Raw genomic sequence first — 17,257 nt, forward strand, 5'->3', positions numbered from 1 at the left:
CTTTCAGGGAGTGAAGGCGCCGCCGCCGCGGGCAAACCAATTAAGGGGGTCGGTGGTCTGCCCCTCGCGCCTGAGCTCGAAGTGCAGGGTGCGCGTGAGCGCCGAAACGCTGCCCACCTGCTGGCCGGCGCTGACGACGTCGCCCACCTCCCGGTCGAGGGCCGCCAGGCGCGCGTAAACAGTGTGAAATCGGTCGCCGTGACTAATGATCACGGTGTTTCCCATTCCCGGGAAGGGTCCGGCGAACACTATCTCTCCACGGGCCACCGACTTCACCCCGCGGTCGGAGGCCGCGAGCACGTCGAGACCCTGGCTGGTCGTACCCGGTCGTCGCCCCTCCTGCCCGAACACCCGCAGCAATTTGCCCGTCATTGGCACCTCGAGCTGCCCCTGTCGCCGCGAGAAGCTGCGCAGCCCTGTCCTCCCACGCAGCGACGAGCGGTGTCCCGAGCTGCCTCCGCGATCGCGCTTGAGGATTCGCTCCATGGCTCCTTCTCTTTCGCGGGCGCCGCTCGCGGTGCCCGACTGCCCGCCAGATGATCCGGCCGACTCGGCAAGGCTGCGTTCATCGAGGCGCTTTTCGAGTCCCCGCAAGAGGACGATTTTTTTCGCGCGCGCCCCCCCGTTCTCGTCCATGACTGCGCGGGCCGCGCCCACCCGGCCTTGCAGTTGTTGGCCGGCCTGCTCAAGACGCGACAATCCCTCGAGGTACCCGTCGCGCGCCTGCTCGTAGTCGTGCAGCGCGCCGTTGTCGGCCCTCGACACGGCCACCAGGTAGCGAGCCATGCGCAGCGGATCGTTGGCCGACGCCATGCCCAGCAGCGAGCCCATGCTACCCAGGCGACCGCGACGGTAGATGCCGGCCAGGCGTTTTTCTATAACCAGCCGGGCCCCGACGCGGCGCTGCTCGAGCCCCTCGAGCTCGGCGGCCAGGGCGTCCCGCTCGCGGGTGAGCTCGTCCTGCTCCTCGCGCAGGCGGTCAAAGTTGCGGCTGGTGCGAATCAGCGTGTCATCGAGATCCTGGATCTCTTCGAGCAGCGGGCCGGGTTCGGTGAGTTCGGCCGCGGCGACACTATCGGCGACAATATCATCGCGCGCGCCCGCGACGCCGGCGACCAACAGCAGGCAAAGCACGGCCGTAGAAATCTTTGCCATCCGGGCGACGCCGGCTTTCATCGCTGCGGCGCCGAGCTCCAGGCCGCGAACCTCTGCATGCCCAGCCAGCTACCGACCACACCAAGGCCGGCTCCCCAGGCCACCAGCGTCACAGATTGCAGCGGCGTGAGAAAAGCAGTCGCGCCGGCTAGCAGCGGCATCTCGGCCGCCAGCGGCCCGGCGGTCAGGCGGAACACCAGCGCCAGCATGGCCACCGCAGCAGCCGAACCCAGCAGCCCTTCGAGCAGGCCGGCCAGCAGCAAGGGTCCCCAGTAGGCAGTGCCGACGGCCCCCACGAGCCTGAGCACCTCCATTTCTTCGCGGCGCGTAAACACCGCGAGCTGGAAGGTAGCGCTCACGATAATGGTGGAGGCCACCAGCGCCAGCGCCCCCAGCGCCCACGCCACCCAGCGCACCAGCCCCATGGTGCCGCGCAGTCGGCGACCCAGCTGGCGATTGTACTGAACGTCTTCGATCTCGGGCATGGCCGACCACGACTCGAGCAGGGAGTCGAGCCCGGGGCCGCTGAACCCCTGCTCAAGGGCCAGCTCAAACGACGCGGGCAACACCTCGGCGTCGAGTCCGTCGAGCAGTTCGGCGCTGCCCACCAGGTTGCCCGCCAGGAACTGCCAGGCCTCGTCCTTCGAAACGTATTGCACCCTGCCCACGCCCTCGGTGGCGGCAAAGCTTTTCTTGAGTTCCACCACCCGGGCCTCGCTCACCCCGTTGGCGAGGTATACCGAAACGTCAACACCAGAGGAGGCCACGCCAGAGACCACTCGGTAGACGTTGCTACCCACCAGCAGGACGGTGCCGGCCAGCAGCACGCTGACCGCGATAGAGGTTATGGTGACGCTGCTTATGACCGGCGTAGCGAGAATGCTGTCAACGGCGCGGCGAACGAAAAACGAGATTGGTTGCAGCTGGGGTCGTCCCCGGCTCACTGAACGCGGTCCGGGCGGTCTTCCCCCAGGCGGCTGTCTTCTACTATGCGCCCGCCGGCCATCACGAGCATGCGACACGAAAGCTGCTCAAGCGCGTCCATGTCGTGGGTAGCCATCAGCACGGTGGTGCCACGACGGTTTACTTCCTGCAGAAGCTCGAGAATTTCGGCTGTGGTATCGGGATCGAGGCTGCCGGTAGGTTCGTCGGCGAGCAGCAGCACCGGATCGTTGACAAGAGAGCGTGCCAGGGCCACCCGCTGTCGCTCACCGCTGGCCAGGTGCAGCGGCAGCATGTCGCCGTAGTCCTCCATGCCCATCATGCACAGCAGGTCGTCGGCCCTGCGACGAGCCTCTGTGCAGGACACGCCGCCAACCTCGGCCGCGAGGGCAACGTTCTCACGCACGCTCAAGCGATCGATCAGGCGGGAGTCCTGAAACACCAGGCCCATCTCGCGCCTGAGAGCGGCCAGCGCGTCGCTCTCCATGCAGTCAAGGTTGCGACCGTTGACAACGCCCGTACCCACGGTGGCCATCTCATCGCCGAACAGTATGCGCATGAGCGTAGTCTTGCCCGCACCGCTGGCGCCGGTGAGCAGCACGAACTCTCCCGGCTCCACGTGCAGCGACACCGAGTCAACCGCTGGGTCGAGGCGCCCCTTAAAAGATTTACCTATGTTGTTAAGCCGGATCATCTGAAACCCGGGAGCCGCGTACGGCCCCCTCCTCTCTCCTCTCAAGGTGTTCCTGCGAACACCACCTGCACCACACCCTCTTGCCGGCGGCCGCGTAGCCGATACCGCGTTGCCACGATCAGCCTCCCAGCAGGGTTTCTATTCTCTTCCTGAGCTCCGCGCTTGGGCGCCCACCCTCGGCGGGCAGCGGGCCAATGTACTTACCCTGTACACGCCCCTCACGATCGATCAGGAAGGTCTCCGGATAACCGGTTATACCATACAGTGTACCTACTTGACCGTCGGGGTCCAAGAGGATCTCGAAGTCAAGGGGGCTTCGCTCGAGAAATTCTTTAACCCGAGCCGGTTCGTCGTCGCCCGCCAGGCCCACCACGCGCAGGCCACGGTCCTTGTAGTCGGCCGCCAGCTCGTTGAGCAGGGGCATCTCTTCTATGCAGGGCGGGCACCAGGTGGCCCACAGGTTGAGCAGCACCGTACTGCCGCGGTAACCCGACAACTTGCGCACGGCGCCATCGGGCCGCACAAGCATGAAATCAGGGGCTTTCTGGCCGCGCGACAAGCCCGACGTGCTGTTGCAGCCCGGCAGGGCAAGCAAGCCCAGGGCCAGCACTACCACCGCCGCCGGGGTGCCCAGGCCCCGCAGCAACGCCCCCCTGCGCCAGAAAAGCCAAGCCAGGCCTCCCGTTACCATCGCCGCGGCAATGAACTGGGCCTGGGTCAGGCCCAGTCCCACCAGCGGGTTTACCCGCAGAAACTCTACCCCAAAGCGCACAGAACCGGCCAGTACACAGTAAAGAGCGAACATCGTGCCGCGGGGCAGGTCGCGACGACGAAGCCCCCACAACACGCCAAAAACAGCCATGTAGCCGGCAAACTCGTACAGTGGGGTCGGGTGCACGAGCACGCCCGGAGCGTGTGGCCAGCCTATAATCGCTTTTTCGTAAGCCACGCCCCAGGGCACGGAAGTCACCTTGCCCCAGTCGCCATCACCCGCCACGTGGCAACCCACCCGGCCCAGCGCCTGGCCCAGGGCGAGCGCCGGCGCACAGCACTCGAGCACGGTAGGGAAATCGAAGTGATTGCGTTTTGCCAGTAGCCAGGCCACGGCCGCGCCACCGATCAGCCCCCCGTACCACACGAAACCCGCGCCCGAGAGCAACGCCTGCAACGGGTTGCGGGCAAGGGCCGACAGGTCGTTGGTGAGCGAGAGCAGGCGCGAGCCCAGCAGACCGGCCACGAACACCCACACGAGATAGTTCCACATCTTATCACCGTCGCCACCGCGACGGCGGAACTCGCTTACGGCGGCCATGGAGCCAAAGTAGAAGCCGGCGGCCATCATCACGCCGAAGCTGTAGACCGTGAACGGGCCCAGGCTGAACAGTACCGGATGCACGCCGGCAACATAGCAAGCACAGCCTCCCGCTACGACAGCCGGTACGCGCTCTTTTATTCAGCTCGGGCCGGGGGATAACTTCGGGCATGACCAACGAAACCGTCTGGCGTATCTACGGATCCGAGCTTTCGCCTTATTCGCTCAAGGCCAGGGCTTACTTTCACTACAAGCAGATCCCCCACGAGTGGATCATCCGCAGCCAGGACCGCATGGAAGAATTCCAGCGCTACGCCAAGCTGCCGCTGGTTCCGCTGGTGGTATCGCCCGACGAGGAGGCCATGCAGGACTCCACGCCCATCATCGAAAAACTCGAACAGCGTTTTGTCGAACCGTCCCTGCAGCCGCCCGACCCGGTGTCGGCCTTCGTATCAGTGCTTCTCGAAGAATACGGCGACGAGTGGGTCAACAAGCCCATGTTTCACTACCGCTGGTCGCGTGAAGCCGACCAGGATTCGGCCGCCGGTCGCCTGGCCGTCGACATGCTCCCCCCCGACTCCGACGAGCAAACGCTCTCCGGGGTGGCCGACGTCATCAAGCAGCGCATGGTTCCCCGGCTGTCGTTCGTGGGCAGCAACGAAGGCACCGCACCCATAATAGAAGAGTCTTTCGCCACGCTCACTTCCCTGCTCGAAACCCACCTCGCTGAGCGGCCTTATCTTTTCGGTGGCCGTCCCTGCATGGCCGACTTCGGCATCGCGCCACAGCTATACCAATGCCTGACCGACCCGACTGCCGGTGGGCTGCTGCGCGACAACAGCCCGGCTGTTACTGCATGGTGCGAGCGCATGCTCACCCCGAAGGTGCAGGGTAAGTTCGAAACCTGGGATGCGTTGGCCGCCACGCTCGAGCCCCTGCTCGCAAAAGAACTGGCGGCCGTGTTCCTACCCTGGTCAACGGCCAACGCCGTCGCCTTGGCCCGGGGCGACGAGAAGTTCGAAGTGGACCTGAACGGCCGACCCTTCGTGCAGCAGACACAGAAGTACCACGCGCGCTCGCTGACCGCGCTCAAGCAGAAATACGCCGATGCGGCCGCGCAGGCCGACGACGAGTCGAAGCTCACCCCCCTGCTCAAACGCAGCGGCTGCCTCGACTGGCTGGCCTGTTGAGCGAGTTATTTTCCTGACGCGGCGCGCCACGGCCCGCGTTCTAACCACTGCCTGCGCCTAGTTCGCGCGGGCATATCACGGGCGAAATAGTTTTTCTCCGGTTGTGTCAGATTAGCATTGACCCGAAGTGGTAAAACGTGATGTTTTTGTTCGCGTTCTGCAATTCGCCTTTCTGACCTGCGGTTCCCCCGACGCCACCTCCAGCCAGCCGCTCTATAAACGAAAGGCAAGGGGGGCCGATGAAAATACCGGCAGGTAATCTCAACTTCGCTTTGCTCGGACTCGTGGCTGCACGAAGCTCCGGTGTACACGGCTACCAACTCAAGACCGAGTTTGAGGCCCTCTGCGAAGATTTCTGGCAACTGAATTACGGCCGACTCTACCGGGCGCTCGACAACCTCGAGACCAGCGGGGAACTGGTCGGCGAACAGCAGGTGCAGATCGGCCGGCCCAACCGTAAGGTCTACCGCATCACGAGCAAGGGTGAGCAGAGTCTTGATGACTGGCTGCTGCAGCCACTCTCCGACGAGCCCCGCCCGCTGCGCGACGAGTTGTCGTTGCGCCTCTTGTTCCAACGCCACCGCGACCCCCTGAAAGTACAGCGCCTGGTCTGCGAGCAACGCGCCATCTACATGTCTCGCCTGGCCCGCGTCGCACGACGGCGCAGGAAGCTGGACGGCATAGATTTTGAGTCCACCGTCACCCGGCTGGTGATGGACGGACTGGAGATGCGGGTGAAGGCCGACCTTTCCTGGCTCGAACACGTAGAGCACACGTTGCTCGAAGAAATGGCCGCGGCCGCTGCGACCACCATCCGCGACCAATCAACAGGGAGAACTAACCCATGATTCGTTTTAAAAACGTCCACAAGACATTCGGCACCGGCGATAACCAGGTCTGCGCGGCCCAGGGCATAGACCTCGAGATCCCGGTCGGCCAGCTCTGCGGCATCATGGGTCCGAGCGGTTCGGGCAAAAGCACCCTGCTGCACATAGCCGCCGGCCTGGTGGACGCCGACAAGGGCTCGGTGAGCATAGGCGCGCGCGACGTATCGCGCATGACCGCCGAGGAACTCACACTCATGCGCAGGCGCGAGGTGGGCGTGGTCTTCCAATTTTTCAACCTGCTGCCCTATCTCGACGCGCGCGAAAACGTGGAGCTGCCGCTCTTGCTTGACGCCGTCAGCACGGATGAACGCAGGAATCGCGCCACCAAGGCGCTCGAGATGGTGGGCCTGCTCCACCGCGCTACGCATCGTCCGCCGCAGATGTCAGGCGGCGAAATGCAGCGCGTGGCCATCGCCAGGGCGCTGGTGATCTCGCCCAGACTCGTACTGGCCGACGAACCAACTGGCAACCTCGACTCGGCCGCCGGCCGCCAGATCATAAGCCTGCTGCGCGACATCAACGACAGCACGGGTGTCACCATGCTGGTGGTCACCCACGACCCTGTGTGGGCGGCCAACTGCGACCGCGTGGTACGGCTGGTGGACGGGCTGGTGAGCGAGGACACCTACCTGAAACCTCGGGATAACGGTGACAGCAAACCCAACGAGCGGGGCGCGGTGGCAGAAACCAGCGGCAAAAACGGAGGCAAGGCCGCCGCGGTCCTGCAGTAAGAAACAGTGTTGCGACTTTTCACCCTGGTCTCTCTTCGCGAGCTTCGGCTGAAACCCGGTCGTACGGCGCTTATGCTCGGCGGCATAGTGGTCGGTGTGTCGATGGTGTCGGCCATCGAGCTGCTCAACCGCGAGGTGGTCGAGCAGTTCCGCAGCTCGATGGAAAACGCCTCGGGCCGCGCCGAGCTGCAACTGGTGGCGCCTGGCACCGACTCGCGCCTGCCCGACGAGCTGGCCTACGACCTGGGCGGCGTCGCCGGAGTGAAGGCCGCGCTGCCGGTCATAGACGCCTCGGTGCCCATGGCCGACAGCGCGACCCGCCTGCGGCTGTTCGCAACCGACTTCACCAACCCCCGCGCCGAAGAAACCTACGGGGTCACGATCGTGGGTGGCGGCGACCCACTCGAGATACTCGCCGACCCGGGCGCAGCCCTGCTACCCGAACAGACCGCCCGGCGCCTGTCACTGGCCGAGGGTGACACGGTCACGGTGGCCGGCGCCATCGGTCGGCAGCAGTTCCGGGTGGCCGCCCTGCTCGCGGGTGACGGGCTGCTCGCCGCCACGGGCGAAGACTTCCTCGTCATGGACATCATGGCCGCGCAGAGGCTGCTCGCACTCGACAGGTTGGTGGACAGGATAGACATAGTGCCCTCCGAAGGCGCCAGTGTGGCCGACATCAAGGCCCTGCTCAGCGAGGCCGTTGGCCACAGGGCCGAGGTGGTGACTCCCTACGGACGCGGAAATTATTTTGCCAACGCGGTGTCAAGTTTCCAGGTCATGGTTTTCTCGCTCAGCCTGCTTGCCCTGCTCACCGGCATGTTCATCGTCTACAGCGCGGTATCGGCCTCGGTCGTCTCGCGGCAACGCGCCATTGGCACGCTGCGCGCAGTGGGCGTGCTCAGGCGCGAGATCATGTTGATGTTCGCCGCCGAGGCTGTCGCCTGCGGAGTGGTAGCCTCGACTATCGGTTGCCTGCTGGGCGCTCTGTTGGCGCGAGCACTGTCGGGCCAGTTGTCGGGAGCCATGGGAGTGATCTTCCAGGTACGCGCCGAGATCACGGCCAGTGGACTCGACGCCAGTGTTGCGCTCAAGGCCATAGGCCTGGGCACGCTGTGCTCGCTGGTGGCGGCACTACTGCCGGCGTGGAAAGCCGCCTCGCTGCACCCGCTCGAAGCCCTCGACGACCGCCCCAGTGGACGCGAAGCCCTCGAGGGCAGCCAGTCACGTTACTTTACCCTCGCCGCAGCTGCGCTGGTAACCCTAGTGGTTGCCTGCATCGCCGCCGAGGTGAAATTTCGCTCCATCATGTTCGGCAACATCGCCTCGACCGCGTGGTTCCTGGCCTTCATACTCGCCAGCGTGCCCGCCGTATCGTGGCTCGCGCTACGCCTGCGACCTGCCCTGGTACGCACCTTCGGACTGGCTGGCCGCATGGCATCGGAAAGCCTGGCGCGCAGCTCGCGCAGATCGGCAGTCGCCGTGGCCGCGCTCGCCCTGAGCCTGGCCACCACCATTACCTTTGCCGGCCTGTTCCTGAGCTTCGAGCGTTCGATCGTCGGCTACGTGGGCACCTTCATGGACGGCGACTTCTCGGTCTCCTCGAGGCACACGCGCGGCGGATGGCTCGAAGAGCCCATCGACTCGGCCATACTGCCCCGGGTGGAGGCCGTGCCCGGTGTCGACCGGGTAGAAACACTGCGCCTGGTTTCGGGCTACCACTACGGGGCGGCGCGGGTAGGACTGCTGGCCCTGTCGGACGGTTTTTTTACGGTGGATCACTACGGGCCGTGGTTCGTAGAGGGAAGGCCCAGCGATGCGCTTCGGGCCGTGAGAAAGGGAGATGCGGTGCTGGTGTCCGAAAACTTTTCGCGCTTGCACGGGGTTGAGTTCGGGCAACAGCTCGTGATGAACACGCTCGAGGGCGAGCTCGATCTACCGGTGATGGGCATAGTGGTGGATTACACCTCGGACCAGGGAGCCATAGTACTGGCCTCGCACCTCTACGCCGCGCAGTGGCGCGACCCCACGGTGAACCGCCTGCACGTGTACACCTCGTCGTCGCGCGAGCCGGCGGCCATGCGCGCTGCGCTGGTACACGCAGTCCGCGACCGAGAAGACCTCAAAGTGCTGTCGTTGTCGTCGCTTCTCGAGTACCACTCGAGCCACGTTCGCCGCGCCTTCGCGTTGGCGGGATCGCTCGAGCTGCTGATGCTCATCGTCACCTTCGCCGGCATCGTCGACGTGCTGGCCTCGAGCGTAAACGACCGCCGGCGCGAGTTCGCGTTGCTGTCGGTGGTGGGCGCCGATTCGCGACTGCTCACGCGCTCAGTAATGGCCGAGTCGGCGGTGCTCATCAGCGCCGGCATCTGCCTGGGTATCTTCGGGGGCGCGGTGTCGGCCTGGATGTGGGTGGAGTTTCACTGGACCTGGTTGCTAGGCTGGATACTCGAATTACACTTCCCCTGGCAATCAACAGCACGGGCAGCCCTGCTGGCGGCCCTTGTAGCCACACTGGCAACCTGGGGCCCGGCGCGGGCGGCCACCCGGGTGGACACCATGGAGGCTCTGCGCAGTGACTGAACAACGCTTGGGCAGGTCAAAAAACATGCCCGCCGGGGCGGCGGCTTCTAAAGTAACGGCTCCCGCTGTGGTCTCGTCGCGCATAGCCGCGGTGGGCAGCTACCTGCCGCCACGCGAATTGTTGTCGGTAGACATAGAGCGCCGCCTGCGGGTGGAAGCTCCACCCGGCTGGATAGAAGAGATCACCGGCGTGCGAGCACGCAGGGTGGCCGAGCCCGGCACACCGGGATCGGAACTCGCCGCGCTGGCTGTGCTCGACATGTTGGAGGGCAGCCGCTGGTCGCTCGATGACATCGACTGCATCATCGTAGGGTCGGCCACCGCCGACTGCATAGAACCCTGCACCGCCAACATGGTACAGTCACGCCTGGGCGCACGCGGCGCCGCCTTTGACGTAGGCAATGCCTGCAACGGATTCCTCAGCGCACTGCAGGTGGCCGACGCGCTGGTCACCACCGGTCAGTTCGACTGCGTAGCCGTGGCTTGTGGCGAATCTTTGGCGCCCTTCATACCCTGGCACCTGGCCGAAGCCTCCGTCGATCCGCTGGAATACATCGGCTCCATAACCCTGGGCGACGGCGGTGGCGCTGCCCTCGTGGTGCCGGCGGCGGGTGACGGCCGCGGCCTGCTGGCCAGTTCCTTCGTAACAGAGGGTGACATGTGGGAGGCAGCGGTCATACGCTCCGGAGGGTCACGCTATCCCGGCGCCAGCGACGGCAACTGGTTCACCTGCCAGGCCCGCCCGCTCTACGATGCGGCCTACCGCTTGCTGCCCGACATGATAGAGCACGTGCTCGATCGCGCTGGCTGGCAAGCTGACGATGTGGACCTCATCGTGCCCCACCAGGTGAGCATTTCGGCGGTTGCCAACGTCGGCGGCCGCTTTGGATGGACTGTGGACGACGCCGTATTTACGCTCACCGACTGCGGCAATACCGCCGCCGCGAGCATGCCAATGGCGCTCGCGAGGGCAGTCGAACAGGAACGTCTCGACGCCGGTAGCCACGTGCTGATGGTGGGTGCCGCAGCCGGTTTTTCAGCCGGCGTGACCGCCCTCCGCTGGTAAGATCACGCGGCAGCGGCTGGTCGCCGTCGCTCAGCCGCGGCGCAGCTCGAAGCCATCCATCACCGGGGCAGGCTCGGGAGCTTCGTGCAGGTAGGGCAGTAAACCGTGTGCGCCCAGCAATTGGTCAGCGCGCGCGCGATCATCATCGGCCAGGTGCTTGTAGCGTTCGGCGGTACGCACGTGCCGCCAGGCAGAGTAGCTGTTGAGCAAGCGTTGCTCGCTCACGCCCAGTACCGGTTGTTCGGCCATGCCAAGTACCCGCGGTACCGGCTCGCCCGGGGCGAGGTCGGCGATCTCAGCCGCGACGGCACCGCTCGCCACCAGCTGCATGGGTACGAACACCCGACCTATCTCGGACAGCAAGGGGCCGAGACTCTCCTTGAGCTCAAAGTCGGCTGCCCAGGGGGCGGGCGGCGCGGCTTCGTTGATCTCGGCCAGCCAGGCCATCACGAGCGGAGCGTGTGCGCGCATACGTCGGGCAGGCACCGGGTCGCGGCCCAGGTGGGCGTGCATGGGGCCGGCCATGGCAAGATCGGCGAGCGACAAGCGATCGCCCAGGAGAAACCGGCTGCCGTCGAGGTGAAAGTCGAGTACTTCGAGCAAGCGGTTGAACCACTCGTCTATCAAGGGGCGCGTACGATCGCTTATGCCCAGCGGTGGCAGCGATGACGACATGCGCTCGGCCATCTGCGCCGACTCGGGGCCGGTGCACACGCTCCAGTCGTGCTCGATCCACGCGCGTTGCTCGGGAAAGCTCCAGCGAAAATACATGGCCGGAAGTATCATCGCCTCGTCGGCAAAATCCTGGATGATCTCGGCCACCAATCGCAGCACCGGGTCGGCAGGCAATACGGCCGGTTCGGGGTGCAGGGCTTCAAGCGCCTCGATCATGCGCGGGGTGTCCTGCAACACGTCGTCACCCGAGATCAGCACCGGAATGAAGTAAGACCCGGTGGCCGGCCGTATTACCTCGCGGTACACGACCGGCGTGGGAGCGATCTCCTCGTAATCGACGTTCTTGTACCTGAGCAGCGGACGTATTTTCGCCGAGAAGTACGAAAACGGCGTAGCCATGAACTGCCAGTGAACTGCCATACCTGAACCAAGATAACTGGCGCTCGTGCAAGCCGTCAACGCTGTATCACACCCATTCGGGCGGTTCGGCGAGGTTTTTCTGCACGGCTGTGGAATTGGCGTCTAGTGCATCGTAAACCAGTAACGTGTCGCGCACCACGATTGCAGAATGTGAACTGTATTATGAAAGCCCCGAAGCCGGCCGTTATCGCGCGCCAATACTGCTGTTGCCGGGTCTGTTCCAGTCCTTCGAATGCTGGCGACCGCTTACCACCCGCCTGGCCCACCGTGGATGGGAGCTGTACCTGCTGCCGCGCGACGGCGGCTCGGGCGACCAAAAGAGCCCGGGGGCGACGAGCCTCGATGGGCTGGTGGAGCAGACCGCACGCGTGGCCGAGCAGCTGGCCCGGCGCACCCGGCAGGGCTACGCACCAGCCGACAATTCAGACGCCGAAACCAACGCCGGGATCATCGTCTTCGGCGCCGACCTCGGCGCTCACCTCGCTGCGGAACTGACCACCAGGGTGCAACCCATGGCCACCGTGTTGTTCTCGCCCGTCGCTCCCGCCGTCCTGGGCGAGAGCTGGCAACGTTCGCGAGGAATGATGCAGCGCTGGCGACCAGGTAAGGCGAACCCCGGCGTGGCACCCAAGGGTGTGATTGGCACTGCCCGCTCCAACAGCTGGCTGAGCGAGGAACCCGACTGGCTACTGGCCGCGTTGATGTTGGCCGGCCCGGGCAAATCGAGTGCTGAAAGCGGCGATGGTAATGGTGAAGACGTGCCCACACTGATGTTCTCTGCAGAGGACGACCCGCTCGTGAAGCTGGCAGCTGCTCCCTCGCGGGCCTCTGCGAAACTCTCCGACACTACGCTACCAGGCCACTGGTGGCCGGCGGTCGCGCCGCAACAGCTGGCCGACGAGCTGCATCGTTTTCTCGTTCTCACCCTGGGTGACCGCGTGGTCGAATTCCCCGACTCGGTGTTCGACTGAGAGGCCCGCCGGGAGCATAAGCACCGGGCGCCTGGCGACCAGCAGCCCGCCCCGCATTGACTGCGAAGCGCGTGCGCGGCAGTCAGTGAGGAATGACAACTGCCAAGTCCGCCAAAGCGGCCAAGCCCGTGAAGCCTGCCAACATAAAAGTCGGCAACAAGCTGCCCGCCTTCAACCTTGAAGCCACGGGTGATCAGAAGATAAAGCTCGCCGATCTTGCCGGCAAAAAAGTCGTGCTGTGGTTCTACCCGCGCGCCGCGACACCCGGTTGAACGCAGGAAGGCCTGGATTTCGCTGGTTTGCACGCGAAGTTCAAGCGCGCCGGGGCAGTTGTCCTGGGCATTTCACGAGACACGGTCGCCAAGCAGGAAAAGTTCAAGGCCGCGCAGGGTTTCCCCTTTGAGCTGCTGTCGGACGCCGACGAAAAAGTCTGCCGCAGCTGGGACACCCTCAAGAAGAAGAACATGTACGGCAAGCAGGTGATGGGAATTGAACGCAGCACCTTCCTGCTAGGCGAGGATGGCCGACTGCTGCGCGAGTGGCGCAAGATCAAGATTCCCGGCCACGCCGACGAAGTGCTCGCCGCCGTCAAGGAGTCCTAGGCGGCGTCAAAGAAGGCGGGCAGGCGGCTGCGGTCGCGGCGCTCGAGGCCGGCGGCAGCCAGGCGGCCGAGGTACTCATCGACCACCACGCGGTAAATCGAAGCGACCCTGGCGCGGCCACTTGCTACCTGCCCAGGCTCCGTGCCACCGCCCGCGATCACGATCAGCGGCTCCAGCATCTCGGTAGCGCCGGCTATACCCGCAAAGCAATGCTCCACCGAGTCGAGGTACTCGTTGAGAACTTCCTGCCGACCTTCGCGATGGGCAAGATGGTAGGCGAGATTGCCCATACCGTAGGCCACCAGGCGCGCGGCGTCCTGCTCGCAGCGCCGGAACAAGTGTGCGTCGATGGTCGACGCCGTGGCGGCGACACGGTAAACGCCGAGCAGCAGGCTGCCGACCAGCAGGTTGATACCGATCGAGCCTTCGATGTAATTGTCGGCCATGAGCAGCTCCTTCAAGGCCTGCTGCACGTTAGCGCTCGCGCGCTTGAGCCCACCCGAGCTGAGCGCGCGCTTGCGAAAGACCTCCACCGCGCGGGCCTGGTCCATCATCTGCGCACAGAGCAGGCTTTTGAGCTCGAGGAACTCCTGGTTGACCAGGTAGACCCAACGCGAAGGAAACTCCATGACCACCAGCGACACTTCGCTCAACGTGGTGCACAGCTGGCACATCGAGGCGGTCACCGCCGGATCGAAGTCGGTGGCCGCCAGCGCCTTCCAGTCGATGTCTACCGCGGGAGCCCAGCGGCGAGACTTTGATTCCTCGTATAGCTCGCCGATGTTATCTGCCCAGATGTCCGACTTGCGGTTCTCGGTATAGCCCATGTCGGGTAGCCCCGGCACCAGCACGGAGCCGCGCGCTGCCATGGAGTAGTTGTGGCGAACGAACTCGGGCAGCAGGTCCCAGGAATAGGCGCCCTTACTGCAGTCCTCGTAGGTCAATCCGCGCCTCGGGTCCGACGGTGTACAGCGCACCCGGTCGGTCTCGATCTCGTACCAGTCGAGTATCAGCTTGCCCTCTCCGAACTCCGTGCCGCGCTTGATAGCCTCGGGGTCGTCAAAGTACTGGCGGTCGGCAAAGTAGGCCACTTCAGATAGCCCCCTGCGCGGCGAGCCCCTGCTTGGTCAACTCGTATACTTCGTGCAGGCGACTGCGTTCCCTGCGGTCGGTGAGCCCGCACTTGTCGAGCCTCTCGAAGTATTCCTCGGTCTGCCTCATCTGGAACATGCCGGTTATGACCATGCCCTTGTCAATGTTCTCCTTCTTCAGCCCCTTGCCCGAGAGGATGACGAAAGGCTCAAAAACCTCGTTGGCAAAGATCGATCCGAAGAGAAAATTCTCGGCCTCCTCGAGATGGGCGTGCAAGGTTTCGCGGCACTCGGGGTTGTGTTTCATGAGCCACTTCAGGTGTTGCATGCCGTAGCCCACGTGGCGAGCCTCGTCCTGCATCACCAGGCGAAACATCTTCTTGTCGGCGTCGGTGGGACTGATGTACTCGCTGAAGCGAAACAGGGTAAGCACGTTACCCTCGGCCTGCAGGTGCAGGGTGACCGATGCCTCCGAGAAGGTCTCGGCGTCGCGCAGAAACTTGAGGTTGTATTCGTTCTGTACGCTGGCGCGCATCAGCCCGTAGCCGGTAGACAACGCGCGCTTGCGAAAGATCTCGGCGTGGCGCGCCTCGTCCATGGCCTGCAAGGCGATGAAGTTCTTCACCTCGATGAAGTCGGCGTTGACCTGGCCCATCCACTTGGCAGGCACATCGGTTGCGATCATCTCCACCTCGGTGAGAAAGGTGAGCAGCTGGGCGTAGGCCTTGCCTATTTCCTCGGGAAGCTCGGCCTCCTGCAGTTCGGCCCAGGGAATGTCCGTGGTGGCGTCCCACTGCCGACTCATGGCTTCCTCTACGTAGCCCTCCACGTTGTATGCCCACACGTCCGAGCTGCGATTGACGCCTGCCTGCATGTCGGGAACCCCGTCGGGAATCTCGGCGCCGCGCGGTGCGTAGCAGCGATTTTCGCGCACGACGTCGGGGAGCTCGGAGAAACCGTAGCCGTCGACGTCCAGGTCGCGAAACGTGAGCCCGCGTCGCTCGTTGGCCGACGTGCAATGGACTTCCTTGGTGGCCGCATCCATCCAGGACAGGTCGAGCTCACCCGTGCGCATGCTGTAGAGGTACTTGTCGACAAACTCGTTGTCGTCGAGAAAATGACTGGTGGCGAGATAGCTCATGATGCGTACTCGATCTCCAGGCCGGCAGCCAGGTCGAAGTACTCCTGTATGCTCTCCGAAAACCTGAACAGCTTGTCGTGTCGCTCGGGGTCGTCGTAGATCACTTTCATGCCCTCTCCAAAATGCGTGAGCGTGTTGATTCCGTGGTCGGTGTCGGCGCCACCGTTGGACTGGATGTTGCGCAGCATGTCCTGCCACTGGGCGATGTCGGCCTCGAGCACGAAGTCGGGATCCTCACCTTCAAGGTTGTCTATCTCGCGCGCGCCCATGCACTCGTAGACCTCGAAGTTGAGCAGGTAGTTGCGGCGCTGCTCGCCCGGTCCCACGACCGTGACACCAAAGGTCGTGTCAAAGTAACCCAGCTTGGTGAAACGGTCCTGCTCCTGGGCCATGCGAGCGTTGAGCGCCTCGAAAAAACTGGCGGACGGAAAATCTACTTTCATCGTGGGCTCCTACGGCCCACGAAGAATATCCACCACCCTACCCCATGCAAGAGGACCGGGTAGCTGGCCGCACACCGGGCCTGCAACCTTTTCGCCGCTTCTACTCAGTTGATGTAGCCGAGGGAGCGAAGGTGACGCAGTACGTCGTCGCGGGCGGGGTCGTTCTCGTCGGGGTCAGTATCGCCCGGGGCAGTATCGCCCGGGGCAGTAGCTTCGCCGCGTTTCCAGGTGGCCACGCTGCCCGCCTCGCGGGCCACGGCCGGGCCGGCCTCGAACAAGTCATCTATCACCCGGCCCACCATGTCGCGGCCCACGGGCATGCCCATCCAGGCCAGCACCGTGGGCGCTATGTCTTTCACGGTGGCCCCCTCAACTTTGCAGCCACGTTTTACGCCCGGGCCCGCCGCCACGATTATTCCCGTGTCGCGATGGGCACCCGAAAGATGCATATAGTCTGGCTTGGTGATGGCAAACTCACCCACCGCGGGGCCGGCGCCGTGGTCGGAAAGCAGCAGCAAGGCGCTGTCGGGAGGCAAGCGGTCTACAAACAACCCTAGCTCTTCGTCCACCCAGCGCCAGTAGTTTTCGATGGTTCCCCCGAAGTCGCGAACCTGCTCCTCGGTCACACCCTCAAAAAACTCGGGCTGCATGAATTTCCAGAAACCGTGTTGGACATCGTCGGTACCGCGCAGGTAGAGCAACAGCAGCTCGGGCGGAGCCCCGTCGTCGAGCAGGCGGTGGGCGGCGTCGAGATAAAAACGATCGCGGGTCCACGCGCGCACAAAACGATCAAAAACCAGGAAGTTAATGCGATCATCGGGGGGGGCGTCCGTCGCGCGACCGGCGGCGATGCGACCGGGATCGTAGTCGGCCGTGAGGAAGCGCGGCATGGCCTCGGTGACCTTGCCGGGCCCCGGCGGCTTGAGGTCGCTCAGGTACCCCGCTGGAAAAGTACGCCCCTCTACCCCCGGACCGTAGTGCGCGCGATCGCTCACTATGCGACCGTTCAGGGGTTCGGCTGGCCAGCTCACGAACCAACCGATGACCGCAACGTCGACCCCCGATCGCGAGGCCATGTTCCATAGCGCGGGCGCGGTACGCATGCCGCTGTCAACCGGCCGCGGAGAATCGCCCCCGCCCGTCCTTAGAAAAAAGGTGATGCCGTGATCTTCGGGGTCCAGGCCAGTGGCCACCGTGGTCCAGATCACGGGCGACACGCTCGGTTTCATCGAGCCCAGGGGCGCGCGACAGCCGCGTTCCGCGATGGCGGCCAGGTTGGGCAGCTTGCCCTCGCGTATCCAAGGATCCAGCAGGTCCCAGGTGCCACCGTCCAGCCCGATCACGGCCAGGGTCGCAG

At 64.4% G+C, this 17,257-nt stretch carries 16 protein-coding genes; 7 read left to right on the top strand and 9 right to left on the bottom strand.

Annotation, left to right across the window (positions count from 1 at the left end; all coding sequences use genetic code 11):
• Positions 1-3 precede the first annotated feature (3 nt).
• The 4 genes from EYQ35_00690 to EYQ35_00705 all read right to left on the bottom strand — a co-directional run bounded on the left by EYQ35_00690 (position 4) and on the right by EYQ35_00705 (position 4,187).
• A complete protein-coding gene (locus EYQ35_00690; protein HIF62662.1) occupies positions 4-1,176 on the bottom strand; it encodes a hypothetical protein in 1,173 nt (390 codons plus the stop codon).
• Positions 1,173-2,099 (bottom strand): hypothetical protein, encoded by a 927-nt coding sequence (locus EYQ35_00695; protein HIF62663.1) that lies wholly within the window; start codon positions 2,097-2,099, stop codon positions 1,173-1,175. Before EYQ35_00695 ends, EYQ35_00690 begins: the two co-directional genes overlap by 4 nt.
• Entirely contained in the window at positions 2,096-2,791 is a 696-nt protein-coding gene (locus EYQ35_00700; GenBank protein ID HIF62664.1) for an ATP-binding cassette domain-containing protein, read from the bottom strand. The genes EYQ35_00695 and EYQ35_00700 overlap by 4 nt, the downstream gene beginning before the upstream one ends.
• 118 nt (positions 2,792-2,909) lie before the next feature.
• Positions 2,910-4,187, bottom strand: coding sequence for a redoxin domain-containing protein (locus EYQ35_00705; protein HIF62665.1), 1,278 nt, complete (start codon positions 4,185-4,187; stop codon positions 2,910-2,912).
• An 86-nt stretch (positions 4,188-4,273) separates the two neighbouring features.
• On the opposite strand from EYQ35_00705, the gene EYQ35_00710 reads away from it, so the two are divergent.
• From EYQ35_00710 to EYQ35_00730, 5 genes are all read left to right on the top strand, one after another.
• Entirely contained in the window at positions 4,274-5,293 is a 1,020-nt protein-coding gene (locus EYQ35_00710) for a glutathione S-transferase family protein (GenBank protein ID HIF62666.1), read from the top strand.
• Positions 5,294-5,532: 239 nt separating this feature from the next.
• Positions 5,533-6,141, top strand: a complete 609-nt coding sequence (locus tag EYQ35_00715; GenBank protein HIF62667.1) for a PadR family transcriptional regulator — start codon at positions 5,533-5,535, stop codon at positions 6,139-6,141.
• A complete protein-coding gene (locus tag EYQ35_00720) occupies positions 6,138-6,911 on the top strand; it encodes an ABC transporter ATP-binding protein (protein HIF62668.1) in 774 nt (257 codons plus the stop codon). The genes EYQ35_00715 and EYQ35_00720 overlap by 4 nt, the downstream gene beginning before the upstream one ends.
• A gap of 6 nt (positions 6,912-6,917) precedes the next feature.
• Positions 6,918-9,491, top strand: coding sequence for an ABC transporter permease (locus tag EYQ35_00725; GenBank protein ID HIF62669.1), 2,574 nt, complete (start codon positions 6,918-6,920; stop codon positions 9,489-9,491).
• Positions 9,484-10,557 carry a ketoacyl-ACP synthase III gene (locus EYQ35_00730; GenBank protein ID HIF62670.1) on the top strand — a complete coding sequence of 358 codons (1,074 nt, stop codon included), beginning with the start codon at positions 9,484-9,486 and terminating at the stop codon, positions 10,555-10,557. The genes EYQ35_00725 and EYQ35_00730 overlap by 8 nt, the downstream gene beginning before the upstream one ends.
• A gap of 30 nt (positions 10,558-10,587) precedes the next feature.
• Here EYQ35_00730 and EYQ35_00735 read toward each other — a convergent pair whose 3' ends face one another.
• On the bottom strand, positions 10,588-11,652 hold the full coding sequence (locus EYQ35_00735; GenBank protein HIF62671.1) for a glutathione S-transferase: 1,065 nt from the start codon (positions 11,650-11,652) through the stop codon (positions 10,588-10,590).
• A gap of 125 nt (positions 11,653-11,777) precedes the next feature.
• On the opposite strand from EYQ35_00735, the gene EYQ35_00740 reads away from it, so the two are divergent.
• On the top strand, positions 11,778-12,623 hold the full coding sequence (locus EYQ35_00740) for an alpha/beta fold hydrolase (GenBank protein ID HIF62672.1): 846 nt from the start codon (positions 11,778-11,780) through the stop codon (positions 12,621-12,623).
• Positions 12,624-12,715: 92 nt separating this feature from the next.
• A complete protein-coding gene (locus tag EYQ35_00745) occupies positions 12,716-13,225 on the top strand; it encodes a peroxiredoxin (protein HIF62673.1) in 510 nt (169 codons plus the stop codon).
• On the opposite strand, the gene EYQ35_00750 is transcribed toward EYQ35_00745, so the two are convergent.
• The 4 genes from EYQ35_00750 to EYQ35_00765 all read right to left on the bottom strand — a co-directional run.
• Positions 13,222-14,316: a hypothetical protein gene (locus EYQ35_00750; protein ID HIF62674.1), complete on the bottom strand. Its 1,095-nt coding sequence runs from the start codon at positions 14,314-14,316 to the stop codon at positions 13,222-13,224. The genes EYQ35_00745 and EYQ35_00750 overlap by 4 nt on opposite strands.
• Position 14,317: 1 nt before the next feature.
• Positions 14,318-15,457: a ferritin-like domain-containing protein gene (locus EYQ35_00755; protein HIF62675.1), complete on the bottom strand. Its 1,140-nt coding sequence runs from the start codon at positions 15,455-15,457 to the stop codon at positions 14,318-14,320.
• Entirely contained in the window at positions 15,454-15,900 is a 447-nt protein-coding gene (locus EYQ35_00760; protein ID HIF62676.1) for a hypothetical protein, read from the bottom strand. The genes EYQ35_00755 and EYQ35_00760 overlap by 4 nt, the downstream gene beginning before the upstream one ends.
• A 104-nt stretch (positions 15,901-16,004) precedes the next feature.
• A partial coding sequence (locus EYQ35_00765; protein ID HIF62677.1) for a hypothetical protein occupies positions 16,005-17,257 on the bottom strand: 1,253 nt, incomplete at its 5' end.

The sequence above is a fragment of the Candidatus Binatota bacterium genome (assembly GCA_012960245.1).
Taxonomy (GTDB): Bacteria; Desulfobacterota; Binatia; order UBA1149; family UBA1149; genus UBA1149.